22 protein-coding genes are annotated in these 23231 nt (G+C 67.9%); 9 read left to right on the forward strand and 13 right to left on the reverse strand.

Translation table 11 applies throughout. The annotated features are described in order from the left end of the window. Window positions 1–22: 22 nt before the first annotated feature. Entirely contained in the window at window positions 23–883 is an 861-nt protein-coding gene (locus NR810_RS02045) for a tRNA pseudouridine synthase A (protein ID WP_257446901.1), read from the forward strand. Here NR810_RS02045 and NR810_RS02050 read toward each other — a convergent pair. From NR810_RS02050 to NR810_RS02075, 6 genes are all read right to left on the reverse strand, one after another. Further along, window positions 880–1044: a ribbon-helix-helix domain-containing protein gene (locus NR810_RS02050; RefSeq protein WP_073562486.1), complete on the reverse strand. Its 165-nt coding sequence runs from the start codon at window positions 1042–1044 to the stop codon at window positions 880–882. The two genes, NR810_RS02045 and NR810_RS02050, sit on opposite strands and share 4 nt — an antisense overlap. A 119-nt stretch (window positions 1045–1163) precedes the next feature. Then, window positions 1164–1667 (reverse strand): hypothetical protein, encoded by a 504-nt coding sequence (locus NR810_RS02055; RefSeq protein ID WP_257446904.1) that lies wholly within the window; start codon window positions 1665–1667, stop codon window positions 1164–1166. 84 nt (window positions 1668–1751) lie between these two features. Beyond that, window positions 1752–2636, reverse strand: a complete 885-nt coding sequence (gene larE, locus NR810_RS02060) for an ATP-dependent sacrificial sulfur transferase LarE (RefSeq protein ID WP_257446907.1) — start codon at window positions 2634–2636, stop codon at window positions 1752–1754. Window positions 2637–2743: 107 nt separating this feature from the next. Beyond that, a complete protein-coding gene (cysC, locus tag NR810_RS02065) occupies window positions 2744–3484 on the reverse strand; it encodes an adenylyl-sulfate kinase (protein ID WP_257446909.1) in 741 nt (246 codons plus the stop codon). 166 nt (window positions 3485–3650) lie between these two features. After that, window positions 3651–4100, reverse strand: a complete 450-nt coding sequence (locus tag NR810_RS02070) for a Mov34/MPN/PAD-1 family protein (protein ID WP_407653751.1) — start codon at window positions 4098–4100, stop codon at window positions 3651–3653. 20 nt (window positions 4101–4120) lie between these two features. Continuing rightward, a complete protein-coding gene (locus NR810_RS02075; RefSeq protein WP_257446914.1) occupies window positions 4121–4393 on the reverse strand; it encodes a ubiquitin-like small modifier protein 1 in 273 nt (90 codons plus the stop codon). A 158-nt stretch (window positions 4394–4551) separates the two neighbouring features. On the opposite strand from NR810_RS02075, the gene NR810_RS02080 reads away from it, so the two are divergent. From NR810_RS02080 to NR810_RS02090, 3 genes are all read left to right on the forward strand, one after another. Then, entirely contained in the window at window positions 4552–4959 is a 408-nt protein-coding gene (locus tag NR810_RS02080; protein WP_257446917.1) for a hypothetical protein, read from the forward strand. A 102-nt stretch (window positions 4960–5061) separates the two neighbouring features. Further along, a complete protein-coding gene (locus NR810_RS02085; RefSeq protein ID WP_257446920.1) occupies window positions 5062–6342 on the forward strand; it encodes a sensor histidine kinase in 1281 nt (426 codons plus the stop codon). Then, window positions 6339–7097 carry a response regulator gene (locus NR810_RS02090; protein WP_257446922.1) on the forward strand — a complete coding sequence of 253 codons (759 nt, stop codon included), beginning with the start codon at window positions 6339–6341 and terminating at the stop codon, window positions 7095–7097. The genes NR810_RS02085 and NR810_RS02090 overlap by 4 nt, the downstream gene beginning before the upstream one ends. Window positions 7098–7112: 15 nt before the next feature. Here NR810_RS02090 and NR810_RS02095 read toward each other — a convergent pair whose 3' ends face one another. Beyond that, a complete protein-coding gene (locus NR810_RS02095; protein ID WP_257446925.1) occupies window positions 7113–8078 on the reverse strand; it encodes a hypothetical protein in 966 nt (321 codons plus the stop codon). Window positions 8079–8125: 47 nt separating this feature from the next. Continuing rightward, the gene (locus tag NR810_RS02100; protein ID WP_257446928.1) at window positions 8126–9268 is read right to left on the reverse strand and encodes an AI-2E family transporter; all 1143 of its coding nucleotides are present in this window, start codon (window positions 9266–9268) and stop codon (window positions 8126–8128) included. A gap of 102 nt (window positions 9269–9370) precedes the next feature. Here NR810_RS02100 and NR810_RS02105 point away from each other — a divergent pair, with 102 nt between their 5' ends. Next, a complete protein-coding gene (locus NR810_RS02105) occupies window positions 9371–9865 on the forward strand; it encodes a hypothetical protein (RefSeq protein ID WP_257446930.1) in 495 nt (164 codons plus the stop codon). 39 nt (window positions 9866–9904) lie between these two features. Here NR810_RS02105 and NR810_RS02110 read toward each other — a convergent pair whose 3' ends face one another. Genes NR810_RS02110 through NR810_RS02120 form a run of 3 tightly spaced genes read right to left on the reverse strand, consistent with a single transcriptional unit; the run spans window position 9905 to window position 12040 of the window. After that, window positions 9905–10018 (reverse strand): aminopeptidase, encoded by a 114-nt coding sequence (locus NR810_RS02110; RefSeq protein WP_257446933.1) that lies wholly within the window; start codon window positions 10016–10018, stop codon window positions 9905–9907. A 40-nt stretch (window positions 10019–10058) separates the two neighbouring features. After that, window positions 10059–11393, reverse strand: coding sequence for a DmpA family aminopeptidase (locus NR810_RS02115; protein WP_257446935.1), 1335 nt, complete (start codon window positions 11391–11393; stop codon window positions 10059–10061). An 11-nt stretch (window positions 11394–11404) separates the two neighbouring features. After that, window positions 11405–12040 (reverse strand): TetR/AcrR family transcriptional regulator, encoded by a 636-nt coding sequence (locus NR810_RS02120; protein ID WP_257446938.1) that lies wholly within the window; start codon window positions 12038–12040, stop codon window positions 11405–11407. Window positions 12041–12182: 142 nt separating this feature from the next. On the opposite strand from NR810_RS02120, the gene NR810_RS02125 reads away from it, so the two are divergent. Further along, window positions 12183–13616: a carotenoid oxygenase family protein gene (locus NR810_RS02125; RefSeq protein ID WP_257446940.1), complete on the forward strand. Its 1434-nt coding sequence runs from the start codon at window positions 12183–12185 to the stop codon at window positions 13614–13616. 212 nt (window positions 13617–13828) lie between these two features. Continuing rightward, window positions 13829–15208 carry a type VI secretion system contractile sheath domain-containing protein gene (locus NR810_RS02130; protein WP_257446942.1) on the forward strand — a complete coding sequence of 460 codons (1380 nt, stop codon included), beginning with the start codon at window positions 13829–13831 and terminating at the stop codon, window positions 15206–15208. Window positions 15209–15226: 18 nt separating this feature from the next. On the opposite strand, the gene NR810_RS02135 is transcribed toward NR810_RS02130, so the two are convergent. Further along, complete coding sequence (locus NR810_RS02135) at window positions 15227–15943, reverse strand: hypothetical protein (protein ID WP_257446944.1); 717 nt, start codon at window positions 15941–15943, stop codon at window positions 15227–15229. A gap of 207 nt (window positions 15944–16150) precedes the next feature. On the opposite strand from NR810_RS02135, the gene NR810_RS02140 reads away from it, so the two are divergent. Continuing rightward, entirely contained in the window at window positions 16151–17416 is a 1266-nt protein-coding gene (locus NR810_RS02140; protein ID WP_257446947.1) for an SH3 domain-containing protein, read from the forward strand. A gap of 177 nt (window positions 17417–17593) precedes the next feature. Here NR810_RS02140 and NR810_RS02145 read toward each other — a convergent pair whose 3' ends face one another. Further along, window positions 17594–21106 carry a serine/threonine-protein kinase gene (locus tag NR810_RS02145; RefSeq protein ID WP_257446950.1) on the reverse strand — a complete coding sequence of 1171 codons (3513 nt, stop codon included), beginning with the start codon at window positions 21104–21106 and terminating at the stop codon, window positions 17594–17596. A gap of 168 nt (window positions 21107–21274) precedes the next feature. Here NR810_RS02145 and NR810_RS02150 point away from each other — a divergent pair, with 168 nt between their 5' ends. Then, window positions 21275–23206, forward strand: coding sequence for a hypothetical protein (locus NR810_RS02150; RefSeq protein ID WP_257446953.1), 1932 nt, complete (start codon window positions 21275–21277; stop codon window positions 23204–23206). The last annotated feature ends 25 nt before the right edge of the window (window positions 23207–23231 follow it).

The following is a 23231-nucleotide window of genomic DNA, read 5'->3' on the forward strand; positions in this document are numbered from 1 at the left end:
CTCACACCACACCCCACGCTCCGTGAAGAGAACCCCCGCCGCCCTGTGGATCTGGTACCGAGGTACCCCCTTCATTGGCTTCCAGCGCCAGCCGGACGGCCTCACCGTCCAGGAGGCCCTCGAGGACGCCCTCCGCAAGGCCGGTGTCCCCTACCCCGTCATGCCCGCCGGCCGCACCGATCGCGGCGTCCATGCGCGCATGCAGGTGGTCAGCGTCCGCCTGCCTCCCTGCTACACCTCGGAGATGCTGGCCGAAAGGCTCCCGCCTCATGCTCCGCCGGATCTCGGGCTGTGCGTCGCCCGGCGCCCCCCCGAGGGCTTCCACGCCCAGTGGAGCGCCGCCGGCAAGGAGTACCGCTACCGCATCCAGCTCGGAGGCCGGGCCTCGGAGGCCTGGCAGCCGTTCGTCATGGAGCCCTCGACCGAGCCTCGATTGGAGGGGCTGGCCCTCGCTCCCGAGCGGCTGGCGGAGCAGCTCGGCGCCGCGGTGGGCTGCCGCGACTTCTACGCCTTCCACGAGCACTCGAGTCTGCGCAAGCCGCGCACCCTCACGTCCGCCACCCTGCACGAGCTGGGCAATGGCCTCTTCGAGGCCCGCCTGCGCGGTGATGGCTTCGGCCGCTACCAGGTGCGCTACCTCGTGGGCTCCGCGCTCCTCACCGCCGCGGGCGCCCTCTCCGAGGAGCTCTACCGCTCCGCCCTCGACTCGAGCACCACCATCCCGGGCCTCAAGGCCCCCGCCAAGGGGCTCGTCCTCTGGGAGGTGCACTACCCCGCCAAGGTGGATCCGTTCCCCGCCGAGGAGCGGGCCCTCCCCCCGGGTCTCCCCCTGGGGCCTCCCTTCTCCTTCCCCGCGGAAGCCGGATCCTCCGAGGCCGCCTAGTCGACCAGCCGATCCTCGTACTTCGTCAGCAGATCCGAGATCGCCTCCCGGAGGTACTCGCTCTGGCGGATCCTCGTCGACCGCGACAGCTCCTTGAGCGCATCGAGCTTCTCGCGGTTGAGACGGAACACCACCGAGGTGAGGCGAGGATTCATGTCCATGTGCGTTGTCTCCTACAGGTGCGCACAAGGTCTCACAGACGCATCGGATCGCAAGAAATCCACTCCACCTCTTGGATCACCTGGGATCAGGATTGGATCACCCGGGGATCGGATCCGGATCAGAGACTCCAGCGCAAACCGCTCGACACCTCTATGTCGAATCTCAGCCCGGATCCAAATCCCAGCTGCGCTCCTGCTCCTCCGTAGACCGAGAGGGTCTCGGTCAGCGTGCGCCTCACACCCAGGCCTACTCGCGGCCCCACCCAGAACCGCGGCCTCGCGTGCACGATCGCTCCGAGCTCCGTGTAGGTCTGCCACTCCTCCAGGGTGAAGACGCTCCGGAAGCCTCCGTGCGCCGCCAGGCTGAAGCCCGGCGTGCCAGCTCCCACTCGCGCCAGGAGGAAGAGCTCGTTGTCCTCGTAGCCTACGGGGAGGCTGCCACCGAGCTCCACGTGTCCCGAGAGGCCTCGTCTCAGTTGGTCCGAGCCGAAGCTCTCCGTGTACGTCAGGACCGGACCCAGTAGGAGCGCGGGGGTTCGGTGATGGGAGGTGGGCGTGGTGACCCGGGTCTGGCCCAGCGCGGGGAGCGCCGTCAGCAGGAGCAGCAGGGGGAGTTGGTTCATGGGAACGAGGTACCCTCACCCCGACCCTCTCCCGGAGGGAGAGGGAGGATCACCTCAGGATCACCCTGGAGGATCAGGATTGGATCAGCTGACCACTGGCAGGGGGTGCGTGTCCGCCCCGGGCCGCTGGATTCCCGCCGCCTCGTTCATCCGCCCCGAACGGAATGGCTCCAGATCCAACGCCACGAACTTGAAGCCCAGCGCCTTCAGCGCCACGTCCACCTCCCGCCTCACCTCCGCCGACAGGAAGCGCTCGTACTCCTCCGCCGACAGCTCGATTCGCGCGATCTCCTGGTGGTAACGCACCCGGAACTGCCGGAATCCCCTCTTGCGCAGCTCCGACTCCGCCCCGGCGATCTGGAACAGCCGCTCCCTCGTCACCGACGTCCCGTACGGAATCCGCGACGCCAGGCACGCCATCTGCGGCTTGTCCCACGTCGGCAGCCCCAACACCTGGCTCCACGCCCGGATCTCCTCCTTCGTCAGCCCCGCCAACGCCAACGGCGAGCGCACCTCGTGCTCCTTCGCCGCCTTGTGCCCCGGCCGGTGATCCTTGAAGTCGTCCGCGTTGAAGCCGTCCAGCACCACCGCCAGCCCCAGCTCCTTGCGCTTCGCCTCGCAGAGGTCGTACAGCTCCGTCTTGCAGAAGTAGCAGCGGTTCGTCGGGTTGGCCGCGTACTGAGGGTTGGACAGCTCGTCGCTCGACACCACCACGTGCCGCGCCCCCAGCTTCGCCGCCAGCTCCCGCGCCTCCCGCTCCTCCTCGGGCGCCACCGACGCCGACAGCGCCGTCAGCGCCAGCGCCTTCTCCCCCAGCTCCTCCACCGCGATCTTCAGCACGAACGTCGAGTCCACCCCTCCCGAGAACGCCACCAGCGCCGAACCGTGCGCGCGCAACGCCGCGCGCATCGTGTCCAGCTTGGGACGGGAGGAGTCACACAGGGCCTGGATCCGCTCGGGGGTCAGCATGGGGGGCACCTCTATAAACGAAGAACCCCCGGGCTGCCCGTGCAACCTGGGGGTCCTCGAACTTGTCGACGTTCTCCCCTCCCCCGAAAGGAAGGGGGGGAGCCCGCCTAGCGAGCCTTGCGCTTGGGAGCGGCCGCCTTCTTGGCCGCCGGCTTGGCCACCCGCGCCGCACGGGCCGCCGGACGCGCCTTGGCGCCCTTGCCCGCCGCCTTCGTCGCCGCCACCACCGGCGTCTTCGTCGGCGCGCGCGACACCTGCTTCTTCGTCGGCGGCTGCGCCTTCATCTTCTTGCCGGTGATGATCTTCAGCTCGTCCACCGTCACGTACCCGAGGTCCAGCAGCGACTGGAAGATCTTCATCGCCCCGTCCTCGACGCTCTCCACGTTCGAGTGGATCACCACCTCGGCCGACGCCGGCGGCTCGTACGGCTCGGTGATGCCGATGAAGTTGGGGATCTCCCCACTCAGCGCCTTCTTGTAGCGGCCCGTGGAGTCCCGCTCGATCAGCTTCTCGGTCGGGCAGTCCACGTACACCTCGATGTACCGGCCGATCGCACGGCGGTTCTCCTCGCGCCCCGCCTTGTACGGGCTCACGCACGGAACCAGCACCGCCACGTTGTTGCGCGTGAGCAGTCCGGCCACGTACCCCAGCCGGCGGACGGTCGTGATCCGCTCGTCCTTGCTGTCTCCAATGCCCTGCCACAGAGCATCCCCGACCTCGTTCTCGTCGAGAATCTCCACATTGCGATCAACCTGCCGGAGCCGGGCCGCGATGTATTCAGCCATCGTACTCTTGCCGGTCCCGGACATGCCGGTCAGCCAAACGGTAAAACCAGTCGTCTGCGCCATACGGGTCCCAAACTCCCTGCGCCTACAGGGGGGCAATACCTCCGTGCCCCCCAAAGAGCGCGGCAGATCAAAAGTCGCGGGCGTTATAGACGAAACCCACACCCTTTGACAATTCGCACCCACCTTTCCGCAGGTAGGGGGGTCAGGCGGCCAAGTGCCCGCCTTCTCAAGGGATTCCGTCAGGTTGGCGACCCAACAAGTCCAGTGAAACCCGACGATCCTGGAACCCTCCGCACTCCCACCAGAAAATTGCCGCGTCCCTGGCACACCCCGCGCGCACGGCGATGACGAGGTACGTCACCCCGGGGATCAGCGGCTGTCCGTCCGGTGCCGCCTGGCGTCGATCCTCGTCGGAGAAATACGCACCTCTATCCACATGTGAGTGGAACACGCAGGCCACGTGCTCGCTGCGGGCCTCGGCCTCCAGGAGGACGCCGAGCCACTCGCGGGGGTCGAACGCGTAGGCGGTCCGGGAGGTGTGGAGCGCGTCGCACGCGTTGCGCAGGGGGCGGACGCGCCAGGGCCCACCCTCCCCCGCTCGCAACAACACCCCACAGCCCTCCCGCGGATAGGCGGCCTCCAGGTGCCGGATGACCTCCGACAGATCTTCCGGCAACGCGGGCTCCATCGGTGGCACTACCCTCCCGCGATGGCCGGGATGAGGGTGATGCGATCTCCCTCCGCCACGGGCGTGGACAGCTCGCCCAGGAACCGGATGTCTTCATCGTTGAGAAACACGTTCACGTAGCGCCGCACCGCGCCCTTGTCGTCGAGCACCCGCGAGCCGATGCCCGGGTGCGCCTTCTCCAGGTTGTGCAGCACCTCGCCCACCGTGGCGCCCGCGACGCGGACCTCGCCCTTGTTGCCCGTGAAGCTCCGCAGCGACGTGGGAATGCGAACCGTGGCCATGTCCCGGCGACCCTCGCCGAGCCTCCGCACGCCGTCAACCCGCTCGGCATGGCGAAAAGCTGCCCGCCCCGGAACCGAACGAATATCTTCCGGCCCCGCTCCGTCCCCCACTCACAGACGCGCACCCGTTACGGAGCCCACTCCTTCCCAGAGGACCCATGAGACACGCGCTCGCATTCCTCACCCTCGCCCTGCTCGTCACCGGCTGCCCCAAGAAGACCGGGGAGCACCCCGACGGGGCGGTGGACAACCCCTCCTACCGCGATGGCGGACAGCCCGCCGGTGACGCAGGCGAACTCTCCTCGGCCGGGGCCGCCCTCTCCGGCGCGACCCCCACCGAGGGCGCCCAGGCCCAGGGCGGTGAACGGGCCACGGTGGAGGCCTGCGTGGACCGCTGGCTCCAGGCGAACAAGATGGATCGCTACGGCCACCCCGAGGGCACCATGTACGCGGGCGGCACTCCGCTCTTCAACGAGGCCACCGGCGAGACGACGGACCGCCTCGAGTACGTCTTCGCGCGCCAGCCCGAGGCCCGCAAGGCCTGCGCCGGCAAGGGCGCGCAGTAGTCCCCTCCTCCTGGGCTGCCCCCTTCGAACCAGGGGGGCAGGCGTCTTCCGGAGTGAGAGGATTCCCGAAAACCCGGCAGGTCCCTTAAGCTTGCCGGTCTGATGGAACCCGCGCTCGTCCTCGAGGAAGACAAAGCCGACTCCCACCGGCGCGCCCGCGTGCGCGCGGTCCTGGAGCGGCGCAAGCTGACGGACAGCGTCTCCGCCGAGCAGGCCACGGCCTCCTGGGAGCAGGATCGCTTCGTGGCCCGGGCCCGCGCCCTCTTCTACGCGCGGCTCATGTTCCTCACCCTGGGCCTGCTCATCCTCGCGGTGCCCACCTGGTCCTTCTACTTCGGCCTCCAGAGCACCTTCGCCTTCGTGGGCTACTTCGCGATGCTGCTCTACAGCGTCGCGAACTTCCTGGTCATCGACCACCCCAGGGCCGGCCGCTGGGTGACGTACATCACCCTGTGCCTCGACCTGGTCATCATGGTGGTGCTCATCGCCAAGCCCCAGGTCGGCGGCGGTCTCCAGAGCCCGCTGCTCGCCACGCAGCTGCTCTTCACCGCCCTCTTCGCCATCCTCTATCCCAAGCCGCTGGCGATCCTCCCGCCCATGCTGGCGCTGCCCATCACCACGCGCCTGGATCTGCTCCTCAACCGCGACGTCACCGCCGTCGAGGTGCTCACCCTCCTGTGGTACTCGGGCCTCAACTTCATCATCGTCTACGTGCTCGTGTACCTGAACGAGCGCGAGGCGGCCGCCCACCGCGAGGTGGTCGAGCTCCAGGGCGATCTCAAGGAGCTGGCCGTGGTGGAGGAGCGCAGCCGGCTGGCGCGTGAAATCCACGACGGCCTGGGCGCCTCGCTCTCCTCGATGATCATCCAGACCGAGTACATCCTCGGCATGGCCCGCGAGGACTCCCTGCGCTCGGAGATCCAGGAGCTCAAGACCACCGCCGAGGAGTCCATCGAGGAGCTGCGCCGCAACCTGCAGATGATGCGCGAGGACTTCGAGCTGACACAGGGGCTCGAGGACTACGTGAAGAGCTTCAGCCAGCGCACCCAGCTGGACATCCGCTTCGAGCGCGGGGGCCTCGCGCGCAAGCTGTCGCCGGATGCGCAGCTCGCCCTGTTCCGCATCCTCCAGGAGTGCCTCTCCAACGCCGTCAAGCACGCCCAGCCGAAGCGGGTGGACGTGAAGCTCGACTACGCCATGGACCAGGTGCACCTCTCCGTCCGCGACGACGGCAAGGGATTCGATCCGGGGCGCACGCCCCGCGGTCACTACGGCCTGCTCAACATGCGCGAGCGGGCCATGAAGCTCGGCGGCAACCTCATCGTGGACTCGGCACCGGGGACTGGTACCCGGGTGTCCTTCTCCCTCCCCTCCTCTCCATGACCGAAGAAGCGATCGTGACCTCCCCTCCCATCCGCGTCTTCGTCGTCGAGGACCAGACACGGATCCTCAAGAACCAGCTCCGCCTGCTCGAGAGCCATCGGGACATCGAGATCGTCGGCACCGCGCTGTCCGGCGAAGCCGCGCTCGAGGATGTGGCCCGCGTCAACCCGGAGGTCCTCCTGTTGGACCTGGGCCTGCCGCGCATGAGCGGCATCGACGTCACCCGCCACGTCAAGGCGCAGTGGCCCCACGTGGAGATCCTCATCTTCACCATCTTCGACGAGGAGGACAAAGTCCTCGAGGCAGTGAAGGCCGGAGCCTCGGGCTACCTGCTCAAGGGCACGCCCGCGGACAAGATCATCGAGGCCATCAAGGAGGTGCGCGCCGGAGGCACCGTCATCCAGCCCAACCTCGCGCGCCGGCTGCTGCGCCACTTCCGCGTGGAGCCCGACGCGGGCCCCGTCCCCACCGCGCCCGCCGCCCCGGCTCCCGCCGCCACCACCACGCCCGAGACGCCGCCCGCCCCCACCTCCGACGGCCCCGGCGAGCCCCTGCTCAAGCCGCTGTCGGACCGCGAGACGGAGATCCTCCAGCTCATCGCCAAGGGCGTGTCCAACAGCGAGGCGGCCAAGCTGCTCGACCTGTCCAAGGCCACCATCCGCACCCACCTGGAGCACATCTACCGCAAGCTCGAGGTCACCAACCGCGTGGAGGCCGTCACGGAGGGCATCCGCAAGGGCCTCATCTCCGTGTGACGCGCCGGGGCCTCCTCACCAGGAGGCCGTGACGCCCGCGAGGATGCTGGAATAGGTGTCCTGGGCCAGGCCTCCCTCGGCCCAGCCGCGCCGCGTGCCCGCCCCCGAGAAGCGGTCCACGTAGTGCTCCAGCCGGAAGCGCGCGGAATAGCCGAGCGGGCCCCAGAGATCGCCCGCCACGCCCAGCTCCGCCGCCCAGCCGATGCTCGACACCGACTCGCCGTAGTCGCGCACCTCCGCGAGCCGCGAGCCGTCCTCGTCCTCGCGCAACGCCTGCCCGGGGTCTGGCCGGAGGAAGAGCTGGCCCGCGCCCTGGATGCGCACCGCGCGCATCAGCGGCACCGACACATCCACCCCCACCGCCGGGTAGAAGCGGTGCACCACCGGCAGCGGGCTCTCCACCGACTCCTCCGCGTCGAACTCCCGGGCGAGCGCCCCCAACCGGATGCCCCCGTAGCCCCACAGCGGCGTTCCCGTCGTCCCCAGGTCGAAGAAATAGCGGTACGCGAGCATGGCCCCGTAGACCGTGTCCGTCGCGAACACCTCGCGCTCGGGCGTGGAGCCCACGGGCGTCGACACCTGCACCACCGTCTTCGCGAAGCTCCGCTGGTACGCCAGCGTGAGCCCCACGCCGCGCAGCAGCGATGGCCAGTGCGCCAGGGGGAACACCTCCGCCTCCGCGGAGATCCCCACGTAGGGTACCGTCGAGTTGAAGTCCACGGTGTCGTCGCCGATCCGCTGCTCCGGAGGCCGCGCGTCGTACACGGCGCACGACGACACGCCCGGCCGCGCGCAGTACCCGCGCCACGTCCCCGCCGCGCCGAGGAACACCCTGAGCCTCGGGGGCAACCGGGCTCCGGGTGCTTCTTCCCGGGAAGCGGCGGCGGGAGTGGGCTCCTCGGGACGCGGCGCTTCCTCCTGGGCGAGCGCGACTGTCGAGGTGAGCACCGCGAGACACATCCAGCGTCCGGAGGCCTTCATGGATGCCGGGCAGCCTCACCCACCGTGTGGGCGATTGTCCATGGTCATCAACCCTCGATCACCGTGGGCCCGGACGCCGTCATCGCCTGGGGCGCGACCACGGGCGCCACCACGGACGGGGGCTCGGACACCACCACCGGCTGCGACACCGGCGGCACCCTCAGGAAGTCGCGCCGGTAGATGCGCACCATGGCCATGAAGAGCGACGCGATGAGCGGCCCCACCAGCAGCCCCATCATCCCGAACACCGCCAGCCCGCCGAACATGGACAGGAAGACGAGCAGCGGGTGCAGCGCCATGCGCGAGCCGCACAGCTTCGGCCGGAGCACGTTGTCGATGCTGCTCACCACGAAGGCGCCCCAGGCCAGCAGGAAGACGCCCTCGTTCACCCGGCCCAGCAGCACCAGCACCGCGCCGATGGGACCCCAGACGAGCGCCGTACCCCCCACCGGCACCATCGCCACCAGCACCATGGCCGCGCCCCACACCCCCGCGTGCGGCACCTTCGCCAGCATCAGCCCCACCACCCCCAGCGCCCCCTGCACCAGCGCGGTGATGGTGTTGCCATAGATGATGGCGTGCGCCACGTCGGTGAACTCCTGCGCGAACGCCTGGGTGTAGCGCTTGTCGAGCGGGATGAGCTGCGTGGCCTCGGCCCACAGGCGGCGGCCGTCCAGGAAGAAGTAGTACATGGCCACCGTCATCAGGAACAGGTCGATGATGAGCGCCGTGCCGGCCCCCAGCAGCTCACTGAGCACCGAGGCCCCGCTGGCCATCGCCCCCGCCAGCGCCTGCTCCGTCTGCGGGGTCGCCGGCACGTAGCGGCGCAGCCCTCGCGGCAGGTTCAGGTTCGCGGCCACCTGCCGCAAATCCATCCGGTCCAGCACATCCTGCGTGTGCTCCATCAACCCCAGCACCTCGCGAGCCACCAGCCACCCCACCACCGCCAGCGGCGCGAGGATGAGCAGGAAGATCGCCACGGTGGAGAGACCCGCGCACAACGAGGGGTAGTTCCTCAACCGGGTGCGGAACAGGGTGTCCTGAAGGGGCAGGAACAGCACCACGAGGAAGCCGCCCAGCAGCACCGGCATCAGGAACGGAAGAAGAATTCTCGAGAAGAGAATCAACGCCAGGCCGAACAACCCGGCGAAGATAAGATTGGACCACCGCTTGGTGTCGAAACCCGTCACGCCCCCACCCCTCACCCACGCAACCCGCCCCGGACGCGACAGAACGTAGGAACGTCGTTTCACCGCGGGAAGCCCGATTCACCCCCCCGAGGTAGTCGATCCATGACTTCTGGACGCTTCTGGTTCCCCACCTTTGTCCTCTCGTTCACCGGAGCCGTGCTGCTGGCCTCCTCCGGATGTGGTGGTACGTCGCGGGGTTGCCTTCAATGTCCTCCCATGGAGGGGCGCTATGCCCTGGAGCTCTCACCGGGGACGCTTCCCTCGAGCTGCAACGGAGTGACGGTGGAGCTGCCCGAGGGGCCGCTGGAGGTGGCGCGTCAGGGCGGCGACATCACCGCCACGCTGGACGGCGTGACGCTCCGCGGCACGCTCTACGATACGTACGACTTCGGCCTGGTGGGAGGTGGCGCCGAACCGACGGACGGAGGCACGGGCGGGCCCGAATCGTCGAGCCTCACCGGCCGCTACATCCCGGCGGTGGGTGATGGGGGGGTGCCCAGACTGGAGGGCGACTGGCAGGGGAACTTCGCGAGCAGCTCGGCCGGGGGACCCCGGCGGTGCTCGGTGACCCGCTCCTTCACGGCGACCCGCCAGTAGGCAGGCGGGCGTGGAGCGGGTCCGGCGAGACGGGGCGGACTACTTCTTCTCGCCCTCGGCGGCCTTGGCGGCGGCCTTGCGCTTCTCCTGGCGCTTCCACTTCTGGCGGATCTTGTGCTGAACGCGACGGTGCTTGCTCTTGCTGCGGGCCATGTAGGTGTCTCCTGGATGGAGGTAGGAACGAAAAGGGGGCCTAACTACCAGAACTTCCCCCGGATGAGGAGTCCTCGATGTCGTCCGGGGCCGGACGTGTAGGGAACGGGATGCCCTCCGCCCCTCGGACCTCGGTGGGCAACACCGCGCCGGCGCGGACCTCTCCCTCCTTGTCCACATCCGCCGGCTTCTCGCGGGCCACGGGGGCGCTCGTCTGCTGGGGGCGCTTCTTCACCGAGGCGAAGATGGGCCGGCAGGCCTGCACGAAGCGCCGCACCTCGTCCAGCGGCAGCGCCGGGACGAAGTTGTCGTTCACCCCCCTCATGGAGGTGGCCATGCACATGGAGTTGAGGATGGCCTCCTCGGTGGCCTCCATCACCGCCTCGTAGAGAGGATCCAAGCGCTGATCCAGGAGGATCTTCAGCTTGTAGACCATCTTCTGGGTGCGCCGGGGGATGATGTTGGCGGTGGAGAAGCCCACGACGATCTCCCCCGAGCCGTGCGCCGCGTAGCTGCCCACCCGGCCGATGCCCAGCGCCACACGCTTGCACAGGCGGTTGATCTGATGACTGAGCAACGGGGCGTCCGTGGCCACCACGGCGATGATGGAGCCGTACGTCTGCCCGCGCCGGGGCGTGTCCTTGAACTTCTCGGCGAGCACCTCGCCCACGGGCAGGCCGCCCACGCGCAGGTTGTGCATCTTGCCGAAGTTGGACATCACCAGCACGCCCAGGGTGTAGCCGCCGAGGGCTTCGGGCAGCTTGCGCGAGGCGGTGCCGATGCCGCCCTTGAAGTCGCACGTCACCATGCCGGTGCCGCCGCCCACGTTGCCCTCGGGGACCGGACCCTCCGAGGCGTTGCGGATGGCCTCGAAGACGTGCTCGGCGCGCACGTGCCGGCCGGCGATGTCGTTGAGGTAGCTGTCGTCGCACTCGCCGACGATGGGGATGATGACGTCGTGCTCGTCACCGATGCCCGGGTAGCGCTCCACCATGTGGCGGGCCATGCCATCGGCCACCGCGCCCACGGACATGGTGTTGGTGAGGAGGATGGGCGTCTCCACCAGGCCCCACTCCATGAGCTGCGTCATGCCGGAGACCTCTCCGGCTCCGTTGAGCACGAAGCCGCCCCCGTTCATGCGCTCCATGAAGATGTTGCCCCGGTTGGGGAGGATGGCGGTGACGCCCGTGCGCACGGGCCCGTGACCGGGCCGCAGCGGCCCCTCGCCCCGGATGATGGTGCTGTGCCCGACGAGCACCCCCTCCACGTCGGTGATGGCGTTGTGCCGGCCGGTCTTGAAGCGGCCCAGCGGGATGCCCAGCTCCCGGGCTCGCACGCGCTTCTCGGTGGACTCCGTCTCGGGTGGGTTGGCCATGGGCATGCAACCTAGCGCACCAGCCCATGCAACAACACACCCACGGTCTGCTCGGCCAGCGCCTCGGCCTTGTCCCTCGTGGTGACGCCCGAGCGATCCAGCAGTTTGTCCACCAGCAACGACGCCAGCCCGTGCACCATCGACCAGCACGACAGCGCGAACAGCTGGTTGTCTCCCTCGCGCACCATGCCCGCCCGCTGCGCCTCGGAGAGCGCGCCCACCAGCAGCCCGAAGGAATCCACGTCCCCGTCGGCCGAGCTCAGCTCCGGCGGATGGGTGAAGTGCGGCCCGAACATCACCCGGAAGTGCGCGGGGTGCTCCATGGCGAAGAGGACATAGGCCACGCCGCAGGCGAGAAGCCGCCCCTCGGGTGTCGACTCGCGGCCCATGCGCTCCTTCATCCGCGCCGTCATGGCGCGAAAGCCCTCCTCGGCCACGGCCACCAGCAGCGCCTCCTTGTCCGGGAAGTGCCGGTACGGCGCCGCGTGCGTCACCCCCGCCCGCCGGGCCACTTCCCGGAGGGACAGGGCACCGAAGCCCTCCTCGGAGATGAGGGCCAGCGAGGCATCCAACAGGGCCCGTCTCAAGTCGCCATGGTGGTAGCGCGGCTTGTCCGCCGTCTTCTTCCGGGTGCCTCGGGTGGCCATGCCCTCCTCCTCTCTCAACGGGCGTCATCACGCAAGACGCAGTCACCGTCTACCACCACATGTTGACACCGGAAACTTCAATCTTTACAACGTCAATCAGGAACGGTGGCCACGCGGGGGCCCGAGTCGGAGGACACACGAGATGACGAGCACGGCGACGAAGCTTTCCCCTCCCGGGCAGCCGGGCTGGCGCGGGGCGTTCCGCGACTTCACGAAGGACCACGGCTTCCAGCCGCTCCGGGTGGAGGGGAAGCTGCCGGAGGATCTGCGGGGCACGCTGATGCGGGTGGGCCCGGTGAACTTCGGCGTGGGGGAAGAGCGCTACAAGCACTGGTTCGACGGGGACGGAGGAATCCTCGCGGTGCGCTTCGATGGGAGGGGCGCTCGAGGGGCGGCGCGGCGGATCGACACCCCGAGCATCCGGGCCGAGCGTGAGGCGGGAAGGATCATCAGCAGCGGCTACGGCACGGCGATCCCGCTGTGGAGGAGGCTGACGCGAGGCGCGAAGAAGAGGAACGCGGCGAACACGTCGGTGATGGCGTGGAACGGGCGGGTCTTCGCGCTGTACGAGGGGGACGTGCCCACGGAGCTGTCCCCCGAGGATCTGCACACCCTGGGCGAGACGAACCTGGACGTCATCGAGGGCACCTTCTCCGCGCACCCGCACCGGGTGCCAGGGCGTCAGACGACGTACAACTTCGGCATGAGGTACGGCCGCGTCACCCTGCTGGATCTGTACGAGCTGCCAGACGGAGGGGCCGCGCGGCACCTGGGCCAGGTGCCCCTGCCCGGGCCGACGATGATCCACGACTACATCGCCACCGAGCGGCACCTGATCTTCTTCGTGACGCCGCTGCGGCTGAAGATCTTCCGGATGCTGCTGGGACTGGGAGCCTACTCGGAGAACCTGGAGTGGCTGCCGGAGTTGGGGACACAGGTGCTGGTCGTCCCCATCGATGACCTGGCGAACCCGGTGCGCATCGAGACGGAGCCGTTCTACACGTGGCACTTCGCCAACGCGTACGAGCGGGACGGGAGCCTGGTGGTGGACTACGTGCGCTATCCGGACTTCAGCACCAACGCGTGGCTGCGCGAGATGTCACACGGAGTGCCGTCGACGAACGCACAGGGCCGGCTGAACCGGGCGACGGTGGACCTGAAGGCACGCACGTTCCGCACGGAGGAGCGCTCGGCGCTGTCCTCCGAGTTCCCCCGGGTGGCACCGAGGGTACAGACGCGGGAGCACCGCTACATCTACCTGGGAGTGCACTCGGGGCCGGGGGCGCAGAGGGGGCTGCTCAACGCCGTGGCGAAGGTGGACATGGCGACGGGGCGGGAGGAGTGCTTCGAGCTGGGAGACGAGCAGTACCCCACGGAGCCGGTGTTCGTGCCGAGAGAGGGAGGCACGGAGGAGGACGACGGTTACGTGCTGGCGCAGGTGTACGACGCGCCGAGTGACCAGACGCACGTGGTGGTGCTGGACGCGAGGAACCCGGGAGCGGAGCCACTGGCGAGGGCGTGGTTCGATCACGCCTTCCCGGTCACCCTCCACGGTGGCTTCATGCCGATGAAGTAACAAGCACAACCACAACAACAACCCCTCTCCAACAACCCCTCTCCCTCTGGGAGAGGGACGGGGTGAGGGTATCTGGCCCCCCGGGTTGCCCCGAGAGCCCCCTACTCCGAGCAAGCGAACGACCTGGGGGGCCCCTGGGTGCGACAGCGTGAACCCTGTACGCTTGGCGAGAGCCCATCCACATGGACACAACCCATCCGCCAGGAGCGCGAGTGCGTTGGCTCGTCGCCGGGGCCTTCGACGCCTCGCCGTCGGGCCGCCGGTTCCCCCTCACCGAGGAGACCTTCTCCGAGCACCTCGGGCGCGCCGCGAGCGGGCTGTCGGTCACCGTCCCGGATCGCCTCGGCACGGGGGACGCGAACGCCTATGAAGTCTCCTTCGACGGGCTGAGCGCCTTCCAGCTCGGCGCGGTCATCGAGGCCGTCCCCGATCTGCGAGCCCTGCGCAACGCCTACGACGCCCTGTCTGGAGCGAAAGCCCTGGACGCGCAGGACGCCACCCGCCTCCAGTCCATCCTGGGCGAGGGGCGCCTGGCCGCGGCGGTGGCCAACGCCCTGCGCGGTGCGAGCTCACCCCAGGGAGCCCGCCGAGCAGCGCTCGCCGTCATCGAGGAGGCGCTCTTCGCCACGGCGCGAGACATCCTGAAGCATCCACGGGTGGCACGACTGGAGTCCGCCTGGCGAGGGCTGCACTGGTTGTGGACGCACTGCCCCGCTTCCGCGGGCATGGACATCGAGGTGCTCGACATCGAGCCCCACCAGCTCGTGGAGGCGCTCTCGCGAAGCCTCGACATCCCGCCCATCCAGCGCCCCGATGCCTGCATCATCCTCGATGCGAGCGATGACGTGAGCACCCTGCGCCAGCTCGCGGCCCTGGGAGAGGAGGCCTGGGTGCCGATGGTGGCGGCGGTGAAGGACGAGCTCCCGCCGGAAGCGTGGACGCGGCTGCGAGCCGACGAGACGTCGCGTTGGCTGTGCGCGGCCGTCAACCCCGTGGTGATGATGGCCGAGCAGCAAGGAGAGGTGCACCGCGAGTGCTTCACCAGTCCCGCGCTCGCGGTGGCGGCCCTGATGTCGGCCAGCTTCCGGGACACACGGACCTTCGCCCGCCTCGTGGGGCCGGGCAGCGCGACGCGAGCCCCCGCGGTGTGGCGACCCCAGGGGGGAGCGACGGTGGCGACCGAGGTGGGCCTCTCGCTGCGAGAACAGGAGCGGCTGGCGGCGAGGGGACTGGCGGGCGTGAGTGGCTGGTGGGATTCGAATTCCGTGCTGCTGGCGGCGGCGCCCACCGTGTACGGCGGCCGCGATGCCACGCTGCTCCCGGCGCAACTGCTCACCGGCCGGGTGGTCCGCCTCGCGCAGGAGCTGGCGGAGAGGATCCCCGCGGGCGCGAGCCAGGACGCGGTGTCCACCTTGTTCTCCCGGGCGGCCGTGCTGTTCCTCTCGGCCGGCTCGGGACGGACCTGCCAGCTCCAGGGGCGGCTGGTGCCGACCGGGAACGGAACGCGAAGCGTGCACGTGTACGCCTCGTTGAAGCCCGAGCTCGCGGGCACCCAGGTGCAGCTCGAGTTCACCCTGCCGCTGCGCGGGTGAGGGCCGGTGCGGGAGAGGTCACCCGGCCCAGGGCAGGTCGGTCTTCTCGGCGAGATCCCTCTGGCGGGTCCATCCGAGCAGCCCGGTGGAGGACTTCACGAGGTACCAGGGCTCCTTGTCCTTGGGACCGATAGAGGCGGCGAGCACCAGGATCTTCGAGCTTTGAGCCAGGTTGGCGACCGGAGCGCTGTCGGTCCGACTACGCACGATGGGGAAGGACTGCTTCACGGAGGTCTCGACCCCCACGTAGTAGAGCTCCTGGGGGACGAGGGTGAGCTTCCACGCCTTGCGATCCAGGGCGTACTTCTCGCGGCGGTTCCAGAAGCCCATCCAGGAATCGGAGAGGACGATTGCGTTGCCACGTACCTCGGAGAGGGCGCGGACGCGGCCCAGCTCCCTCAACGCCTTGCCATCGAAGCCGTAGATGGTGCTGCTGGCGTCGCTGTCGGTGAGGCCCGTGTGAACGGAGACCTCCTTCCACTTGTCGCCGCCATCGATGTCGATGACGGTCACGCCGTGCACCTCGGTGTCGTCGGCCTTGCCGCGGAGGGTGGCGGCGCCGACCTTGAGGACGAACTGGCTGTCGCCCTCCTTCCATTGGATGGAGATGGCCTCCGGCTTGCCATCACCATCCAGGTCGGCCGACGTGGACTTCACCGGCTCATCGGCATGGACAAGGGGCGCGGCAAACAACAGGAACGTCGTCACGGCCAGGGCAGGCACTTGGGTTCTCAAGAAGAGACCTCGCGATGGACCGGACACACGGCGATTCCGGGCCGGATGAAAAGGGCGCCCATACTCTCATTGCAGTTTCCGCGACACACGCACCTTTTCCTGGAGGGAAGGAGCATGCAGGAGAGCCTTGACACGATTGGAGTAGAGAGTTCTTCTTTTGTAAGTTCTGCACAGTGCCGCGATGCATGACCGAAATGGGAGTCGAATTTGACTAGGCGCCGCAATCCGTTCAATCCACTTTCGGATTTCATTGGGCTTGGGAACTCCTTCAGGATTCCCTCCAGTCTCGGCATCATCAACGACCTGCACAAGACCCTGGCCGTAAGCTCCTTCAGGATTCCCTCCAGTCTCGGCATCATCAACGACCTGCACAAGACCCTGGCCGTAAGCTCCTTCCGGAACCTCTCAGGTCTCAGCTTCATCAACGACCTGCAAAAAGCTCTGGCTGGAAATTCATTCCGGAATCTCTCAGGTCTCAGCTTCATCAACGACCTGCAAAAAAATCTAGCCGGAAATGTCTTTCAGAACGTCTCTGGTCTCGGCATCATCAACGACCTGCAACGTGCTTCGTTGCCTTCTCACGTCAGGCTGCTACCAGTCATTGAGCACAGTATTGCATCTACGCTGCACAGTGCTTTTCAGCCCTCAGCATTTTCAGAGCAGTTCCGACTGCTGTTCTCGGCTGCCAAATCACTGGCTGAAACTCATTCTCTCAGCACACTCGGATCAACTATCGCAGCGGTAGGATTGGCTGGCAAGTTCGATCTATCGACTATCGGTGCAGCAGTAGCAGCAGCCGAGCTAGTAGTGGCCAAAGCTGATGAACCGGATGAGTTGGAACAAATCCGGGAAGAGTCGATTTTGGTCGATACTGTTGCTGATGTCCAGACACTCTCGCAGCAAGCAGGGGAAACTTCAGAAGCTGAGTTTCAGCAGAAGCTTATTACAGCAATCGAAACCGTTCTCTCAAAGACCGAAAGCCGGCTCTCTGCCGCAAGGTCATCCCCAGAGCGCATATCGCTTGTGAATTGGATCGGTCTTATGTTGGCCGTTCTCTCTTTTTTGAGTTCGTCTCTTCAAAACTATCAAAACTATCTGGCGTATGATTTTTCCAAAAAATCGGTCGCCAGCAGCGATCAACCATCAACCCCCCAACGACCTGAAACCGAACAGCCGAACGAGACTCAACTGGAAGAGTTAAAACGAATGAATGCTGCGATAGAGAAAATGGCGGATCAACTGCTCGCAATTGAGAAAGAGCAGGTCAGCCTCTATCTCGTTGAGCGGCAAACACGCCTCTTGTCAGGCACTTCCACCAAGGCCGACAAATTGGCGGAATTGTATCCGAACCAAATTGTCACGGTAGTCGAGCGGAAGCATAAGTGGCTCAAGGTACAGTACTACGACCACCTGCTCGAAGAGATTCGGGAGGGATGGGTAATGAAGAAGTATTTGCGCAGGTTGGAGAAATAACAGTCCAGTCAACCGAAGGTAAAAATTGAGTTGGAGCAATGCTCCCTCTTTCAGGGTAGGCACTGTCCTCTTCAAGAAGGGACCTCGCGATGGCCCGGGCCCTGCGGACACACGGCGAGTCCGAGCCGGATGAAAAGAGCGGGCACCTTCGTAGCACGGACTCCGCGACACACGCGGCTAGTTGCCGGCCCGGGCCAGCTCGGCCTCGGTGCGCACCAGATCAACGGCCGCACCGAGCCGTTGGAAGATCTCCCTGGCGAGAGAGAGGTGGACCTTGCGCTCTGGAACTGCCGGGGCCAGATGCCGCCCCAGCTCGAGCCGAGCCCTTCCTTCCTCGTAGGGCATCGCTAGTTCCACGGCGCGCTCGGCGCAGCGCCGCCAGGTACGCAGCGCCACCTCGGTCCGCCCCGAGAGCCAGGCCTCCTGCCCGTCACAGAGCAGGGAGAACGGCTGGGCGAACGCGAAGGCCCGGGTGTAGGCCCGCAGGAGCTTGCAGGAATCCCTCGCCGCCCGCACCAACTCCCCTGTTCCATCGGCCTGGCCACCCGTCACCCGCTCCCACTCCGACAGGTAGACCTCGGCGACCACGCGTACCCCGCCGAGGAGGAGGCAGTTCACCGGCTTCGTGCCCTTGATCAGCGCCAGACTCCTGGCCGCCAGCGCGAGCGCGCGCTCCCGCTGCCCGCCATGCAGCAGCGCCAGGGCCATCGAGCCGTAGAGCAGAATTTTCTCCGTGGCGCTCGCATGGGACTCGAACCAGGGCAGCACCTGCTCCAGCTCGCGGAGGACTTCCGCGGTACGGCCCAGACGAACGAGACAGCGCGCCCGCAACATCGGTCCCCAATACAAGGTCTGCACGGCATTGCGCTTCCGTGCGGAGAGCTCGAGCTCGTGCGAGATCTCGACACCTCGACGGAAACCGCCCTGATAGTAGAGCGCGTTCAAGAGCATGCTGCAGCCCTGCTCGAACTGGCGGAAATCCCCGGCGGTGCTGGCGAGCCCCCGGGCCTGTTCCGCCCAGTCCTCCGCCTCCCGCCAGCGCGCTTGACTGATGCCACAGACCACACGACGCACCAGCACGTAGATCAAGCTGTCCGTACTTCCCACTCGACTGGCCGTGCTCACGGCCCGCTCGCACCAGTCGTCCACCATCGACCGCGGGAAAGGGAGGGCGTTCAGGATCGTCGCCAGGATGATGTAGGCACGCGCCAGGTCCGGCGAAGGTCCCGCGGGCTCCAGCAGGTTGACCAGCCGGAGTGTCGACCAGAGCGCGCGTAGGGCATCCGGCCGGAAGAAGTAGATCTCGCTGAGTCTCGTCGTCAGGTGCCCGGCCTCGATACGCGACTCGCGGCGCTCGGGCGACTTCTCCTCGAAGGACTCGGGCGTGGCCGCCTGCGCGAGCCGCACGAGCAGCTCACGTGCGAGGCTCAGTCTCCAGGCCAGGATGCTCCCGGGCAGCGGCCAACCCAGGTTCGCCAGGGCCTGCCCGGTATGCGTGACGCAGGAGGCCATGTCGCCGATGAGATAGGAGGCCTCCGCCAGCCGCCCCTCCAGGTGGCCGATGTGGCGTGCCCGCTCGGCGCTCGCCCGGGCGATCTCCAGGGCTCGCTGGAAGTAAGGGAGGGCCGCATGGCAGGCATAGACGGACATGGCCTGCTCTCCGGCCCGCTCCGCATAATGTGCCTCCCGCTCCGTGTCACCCGCCTGGCCCCAGTGGTGGGCGAGCGCCGCCAGCCACTCGGACGCGTGGGGGTGCGCGGCCTCGATGGAGAGGGCAGCCCGGCGGTGCTGCTCCCGCGCCTTCTCGCCCGGCAGGCTGGCCAGCATGCCCTCGCGCAGCTTGTCGTGGGCGAACCGCCACCGCCCATCCGCGAAGTCCAGCACCGCGGCGCTCGCGCAGTCCTCCAACCACCGCTCCAGGTCCACCTCGAGCGCGCTGGCCTTCAACACTTCCAGGTCCAGGTGGCGGCCCACCACCGCAGCGAGCCGCAACAGCTCGCGCGCTGAAGCCGGCACCTTGTCCAGCCGCCGCTGGATGATCTGCCGCACGCCTCCGGCGAAGACCCGCTCAGGCAGTGGCGCGGCACCGATCCGATCCAATTGCCCAGCCTCCTCCGCCAGCGCGCGCACCACCTCCACCAGGAAGAAGGGATTGCCCTCCGTCTCCCGCCGCAGCAGCTCCAGCACCTGGGGCACGCGGCCCGCCTCGCCGATCATCGACTCGCTCAAGCGCGCCATCTCCTCCTCCCCGAGCCGTGGCACGCTCAGCACCCGCATGGCCGGCAGTTCCTGGGGGAGCCCGGGACTCTCGTCATCGCGGTACGTGGCCACCACCAGCAGCGGCAGCGCTCCCGCACGCGCGGACAGCCGCGCCAGCAGCCGCTTGGACTCGGCCCGCCCCCACTGCTGGTCCTCGAGAATCAACAAGGTCGGCTGGCCGATCCGCTCGAAGAGCGCCTCCACCACGCTCATCAGACGCTCCTGGGCGATGTCACCGGAGACCTCCGGCGCTTTCGGCACCGGCCGCAGCAACAGCGCCTCCATGTTCGGCACCAGGGGCTCGAGCACACTGGCCTCGAAGTCGCTCGGCTCGGTCAGCAGCGCCAGCCAGGGCAGCACCGGCCGGAAATCCTCATACGGGCTGCCTCCGCTGCTGACGGCCTGGCCACTCAGCACCACGGCCCCACGCACCAGTGCCAGCGTGCGCAGCTCCTCCACCAGCCGCGACTTGCCCACCCCGCTCTCCCCGCCCACCAGCCACGCCTCGCCGTGGCCGACCAACGCTCGCGCCAGCGCCTGCTCCAGCAGTTGCCGCTCGCGCGTCCTGCCCACGAAGCGTGCCGCTCGCAGGTAGCTCTCACGCGTGGCCGAGGTCTCGAGCTGCACCCGCTGGCCGACCATCTCCCACAGATCCCTCAGCACCTCCTCTGCGCGCTGGTAGCGCTCGCGCCGGTCCACCGCCACCAGCCGTTGGAGTATCGCCGCCAGGCGCGGCTCCGAGGCCCTGTCCCCCGCCAGCATGCGCTGCGCCATCACCCCCACGCTGTACAGGTCCGAGGCCTCCGAGACCGGCTCGCCCTGGAAGATCTCGGGCGCCACGTACCCCGGCGTGCCCGCCGCGCCCCCGCGCGGCGCACCTCCTCGCTCGTGCGCCATGGCCAGACCGAAGTCCAGCACCTTCACCTGCCCGTCCACCACCAGCACGTTGGCTGGTTTCAGGTCCCGGTGGATGAAGCCCCGGCGGTGCATGTACGCGAGCGCCCGCAGCAACTGCACCAGCAGGTCGATCCGCACCAGCGCGGGCTGGTCCCGCCCCGCCTCCATCAACGTCTTCGCCCCCACCAGCAGTTCCATGGTGAGGAAGGGCCGCAACTCCTCGTCGAACCCGTAGTCCAGCACGTGGATGACGTGGGGGTGGCGCAGGGAAGTGAGCGCCTCGAACTCAGCGGCCAGATCCCGAGCCAGCTCACGCGAGATGGTGGCCGTGGTCTCATCTTCGGAGGTCCCCTGCTCCAGGTCCGCCAGGGAGCGATGCAGCCGTTTGAGGGCAACGCACCCGCCCAGCCGATCCAGGGCACGGTACACGGTGCCCATGCCTCCGCGGCCGACGACGTCCAGGAGCTGGTAGCGGCGGCCCACCAGTGAGCCCCGCGCGCTGCCTCCCGTGACCACCACCCTCTCGGTCCCCACGTGCCGCATACGTCTCCCACGTCAGGCTCCCGGCCTCTGGCCAGGAGTCTTCTCATCCGGGATGCATTGTCGCGATACGGTCACCCATTCTACCGGACCGCTGCTCCCTGGCTCGCTCATTCCCGGGGTGCTGGGGCGGACCGGGCGGAGATATGAGAGGATGGCCCGGTGACGACGGCATTCCATGAGGAGCTGAAGCTCGAGCTGACGCTCACCATTGGCGGCAAGTCCTTCTCCATTCCGGGCGGACAGGTGAAGCACGTGTCCGCGCGCCTGGCCAACCACGGCTTCACGGCCTCGGTCTCCTTCTGGACCGCGCTGGAGAAGAAGGACGCGCCGCTCTTCACCGCCTTCCAGAAACCGGACCTGGTCCAGGTGCGGCTGGCCGTGAGCGCGGTGGACCCCGAGCTCGGCTCGCCGCCCGCGCCAATCGTGTTGCAGGGGCTCGCCCGGAGCCGCCGCCTCGTGGCGGAGACGCACGGGGGCCTCAAGGGCACCGAGCGCGTCTTCCGCAACTACACCCTCGAATTCGCCGACGCCGCCCAGGTGCTCTGGCGCCAGCACCGCCCCGTCGAGCTGCACACCGACATCTCGATGGCGGAGATCATCGACGCGCACAAGGCCAGTCTCCAGATCAACCAGGACTGGGCGGTGCTTCGGCAGAAGATGCCGATGCTGTGCCTCGCGCTGGGCGCGGATGCCCCGGGGGTCAGCTTCTACGACTTCATCCTCTGGTACGTGGACGCGAACAACGGCATCTGGGGCTACGACAACCAGAAGAACGAATACCTGCTGGCCGACAGCAAGCCCTCGTCGGGCACGGTGGCCCCGCTGGACCGGCTCCGGGTGGCGGACGTGCGGGCGCAGCTGCCGCCGACGATCCGCCACGGCACGCGCGTGCTCAACGCCCTGGCCAACGGGCCCACCACCACGCCGATCGAACAAAAACAAGCCATCGCGGGCGTGTCCCACGACGTGATGCTGCGCACGCCCATCACCGCACAGGCCGAGCAACGGCAGAAGCTGGAGAAGACCCGCCTGCAGGTGCGTCAGCGGCAGCTCCAGGTGTCCTTCAACCGGTTCCCCTCGGTGGACGTGTTCCCCGGTGCGCAGCTGCGCCTGGAGGGCCCGCACTGGCCCTCCTCATTCACGGGGCGCGATGAGGACCATCGGGTGCTCGAGCTGAACCTGGAGGCCCACGCCGAGCGCGACAGCCAGCACGACGAGCAGCAGAACACGGTCGCCAGCTACCAGGTGCTCCTGTCGGCCCGGCTGGAGCCCTCCTCCGAGCCGCTGGCCACCCTGCCGCCCTACCGCACTCCGCGCTACCCCATCCACGTCGAGGGCCTGGTGCACAGCCCGGGTGGAGAAGCCCCGGACAGGCGCTACCTCATCGTGGACGACGAGAAGACGTCCCTCTCCTACTTCCGGATGACGGTGCCGCTGTGGAACCAGACGGTGAGCGTGCCCGCCGAGCCCATCCACTTCCCGGGGCACTTCTTCTTTCCGCCGTACAAGAACACGCGGGTGCTGGTGGAGCTGCACTTCGACCGGGCCGATCTGATCCGCTTCCTCGACTGGAAGGAGGGCGTGCGGACGCCGCAGGACGGCCAGGGCGATCAGATATTGCTGGGCTGGAACAAGACGAGCCAGACAGCCTTCACCCATGACTTCCAGGAGGACAATCCGGTGTGGCGCATGCACCGCACCTCCGGGGGAGACACGCAGATCATCCGCATGGGGGAAGGGCATCTCTTCATCCAGGTGAAGGAGACACCAGCGGGCGGTCCACCCACTCCCACCTACGATGTCTCTCCGCAGGTGCAGGCGGCCAAGGCGGACCTGTCGGCGTCCGTGGGAGGAGCCATCGGGGAGACCTCGGCGGCCTACCAGGGCGCGATGACCGCGGTACGTGCGAAGATGAAGAGCGCCCAGGCGGAGGTGAAGGGGGCGCTGGGCGGGGCCAGGGCGGAGGTAGGGGCCAAGGTGGCGGAGGCCAAGAGTGGAATGCAGGGGGCGATGTCGCGGCTCTCCGAGGGAGTGGGCAAGCTCTCGGGCACGGCCGAGTCGGCCAAGGCAGCGCTCCAGAAGCTGAAGTGAGCAACGAACCGGGGGACGGAGCAGA

Source organism: Archangium lipolyticum (genome assembly GCF_024623785.1).
In the GTDB taxonomy this organism is placed as follows: Bacteria; Myxococcota; Myxococcia; order Myxococcales; family Myxococcaceae; genus Archangium; species Archangium lipolyticum.

What these genes read in the sequence shown, in the direction of transcription:
- NR810_RS02115 (WP_257446935.1), bottom strand. Translation starts at nt 11,393, where the DNA reads ATGGCCAACCCACCCGAGACGGAGTCCACCGAGAAGCGCGTGCGAGCC.
- NR810_RS02105 (WP_257446930.1), top strand. Translation starts at nt 9,371, where the DNA reads ATGACTTCTGGACGCTTCTGGTTCCCCACCTTTGTCCTCTCGTTCACC.
- NR810_RS02110 (WP_257446933.1), bottom strand. Translation starts at nt 10,018, where the DNA reads ATGGCCCGCAGCAAGAGCAAGCACCGTCGCGTTCAGCACAAGATCCGC.
- NR810_RS02050 (WP_073562486.1), bottom strand. Translation starts at nt 1,044, where the DNA reads ATGGACATGAATCCTCGCCTCACCTCGGTGGTGTTCCGTCTCAACCGC.
- larE (WP_257446907.1), bottom strand. Translation starts at nt 2,636, where the DNA reads ATGCTGACCCCCGAGCGGATCCAGGCCCTGTGTGACTCCTCCCGTCCC.
- NR810_RS02080 (WP_257446917.1), top strand. Translation starts at nt 4,552, where the DNA reads ATGAGACACGCGCTCGCATTCCTCACCCTCGCCCTGCTCGTCACCGGC.
- NR810_RS02085 (WP_257446920.1), top strand. Translation starts at nt 5,062, where the DNA reads ATGGAACCCGCGCTCGTCCTCGAGGAAGACAAAGCCGACTCCCACCGG.
- NR810_RS02090 (WP_257446922.1), top strand. Translation starts at nt 6,339, where the DNA reads ATGACCGAAGAAGCGATCGTGACCTCCCCTCCCATCCGCGTCTTCGTC.
- NR810_RS02055 (WP_257446904.1), bottom strand. Translation starts at nt 1,667, where the DNA reads ATGAACCAACTCCCCCTGCTGCTCCTGCTGACGGCGCTCCCCGCGCTG.
- cysC (WP_257446909.1), bottom strand. Translation starts at nt 3,484, where the DNA reads ATGGCGCAGACGACTGGTTTTACCGTTTGGCTGACCGGCATGTCCGGG.
- NR810_RS02075 (WP_257446914.1), bottom strand. Translation starts at nt 4,393, where the DNA reads ATGGCCACGGTTCGCATTCCCACGTCGCTGCGGAGCTTCACGGGCAAC.
- NR810_RS02120 (WP_257446938.1), bottom strand. Translation starts at nt 12,040, where the DNA reads ATGGCCACCCGAGGCACCCGGAAGAAGACGGCGGACAAGCCGCGCTAC.
- NR810_RS02125 (WP_257446940.1), top strand. Translation starts at nt 12,183, where the DNA reads ATGACGAGCACGGCGACGAAGCTTTCCCCTCCCGGGCAGCCGGGCTGG.
- NR810_RS02095 (WP_257446925.1), bottom strand. Translation starts at nt 8,078, where the DNA reads ATGAAGGCCTCCGGACGCTGGATGTGTCTCGCGGTGCTCACCTCGACA.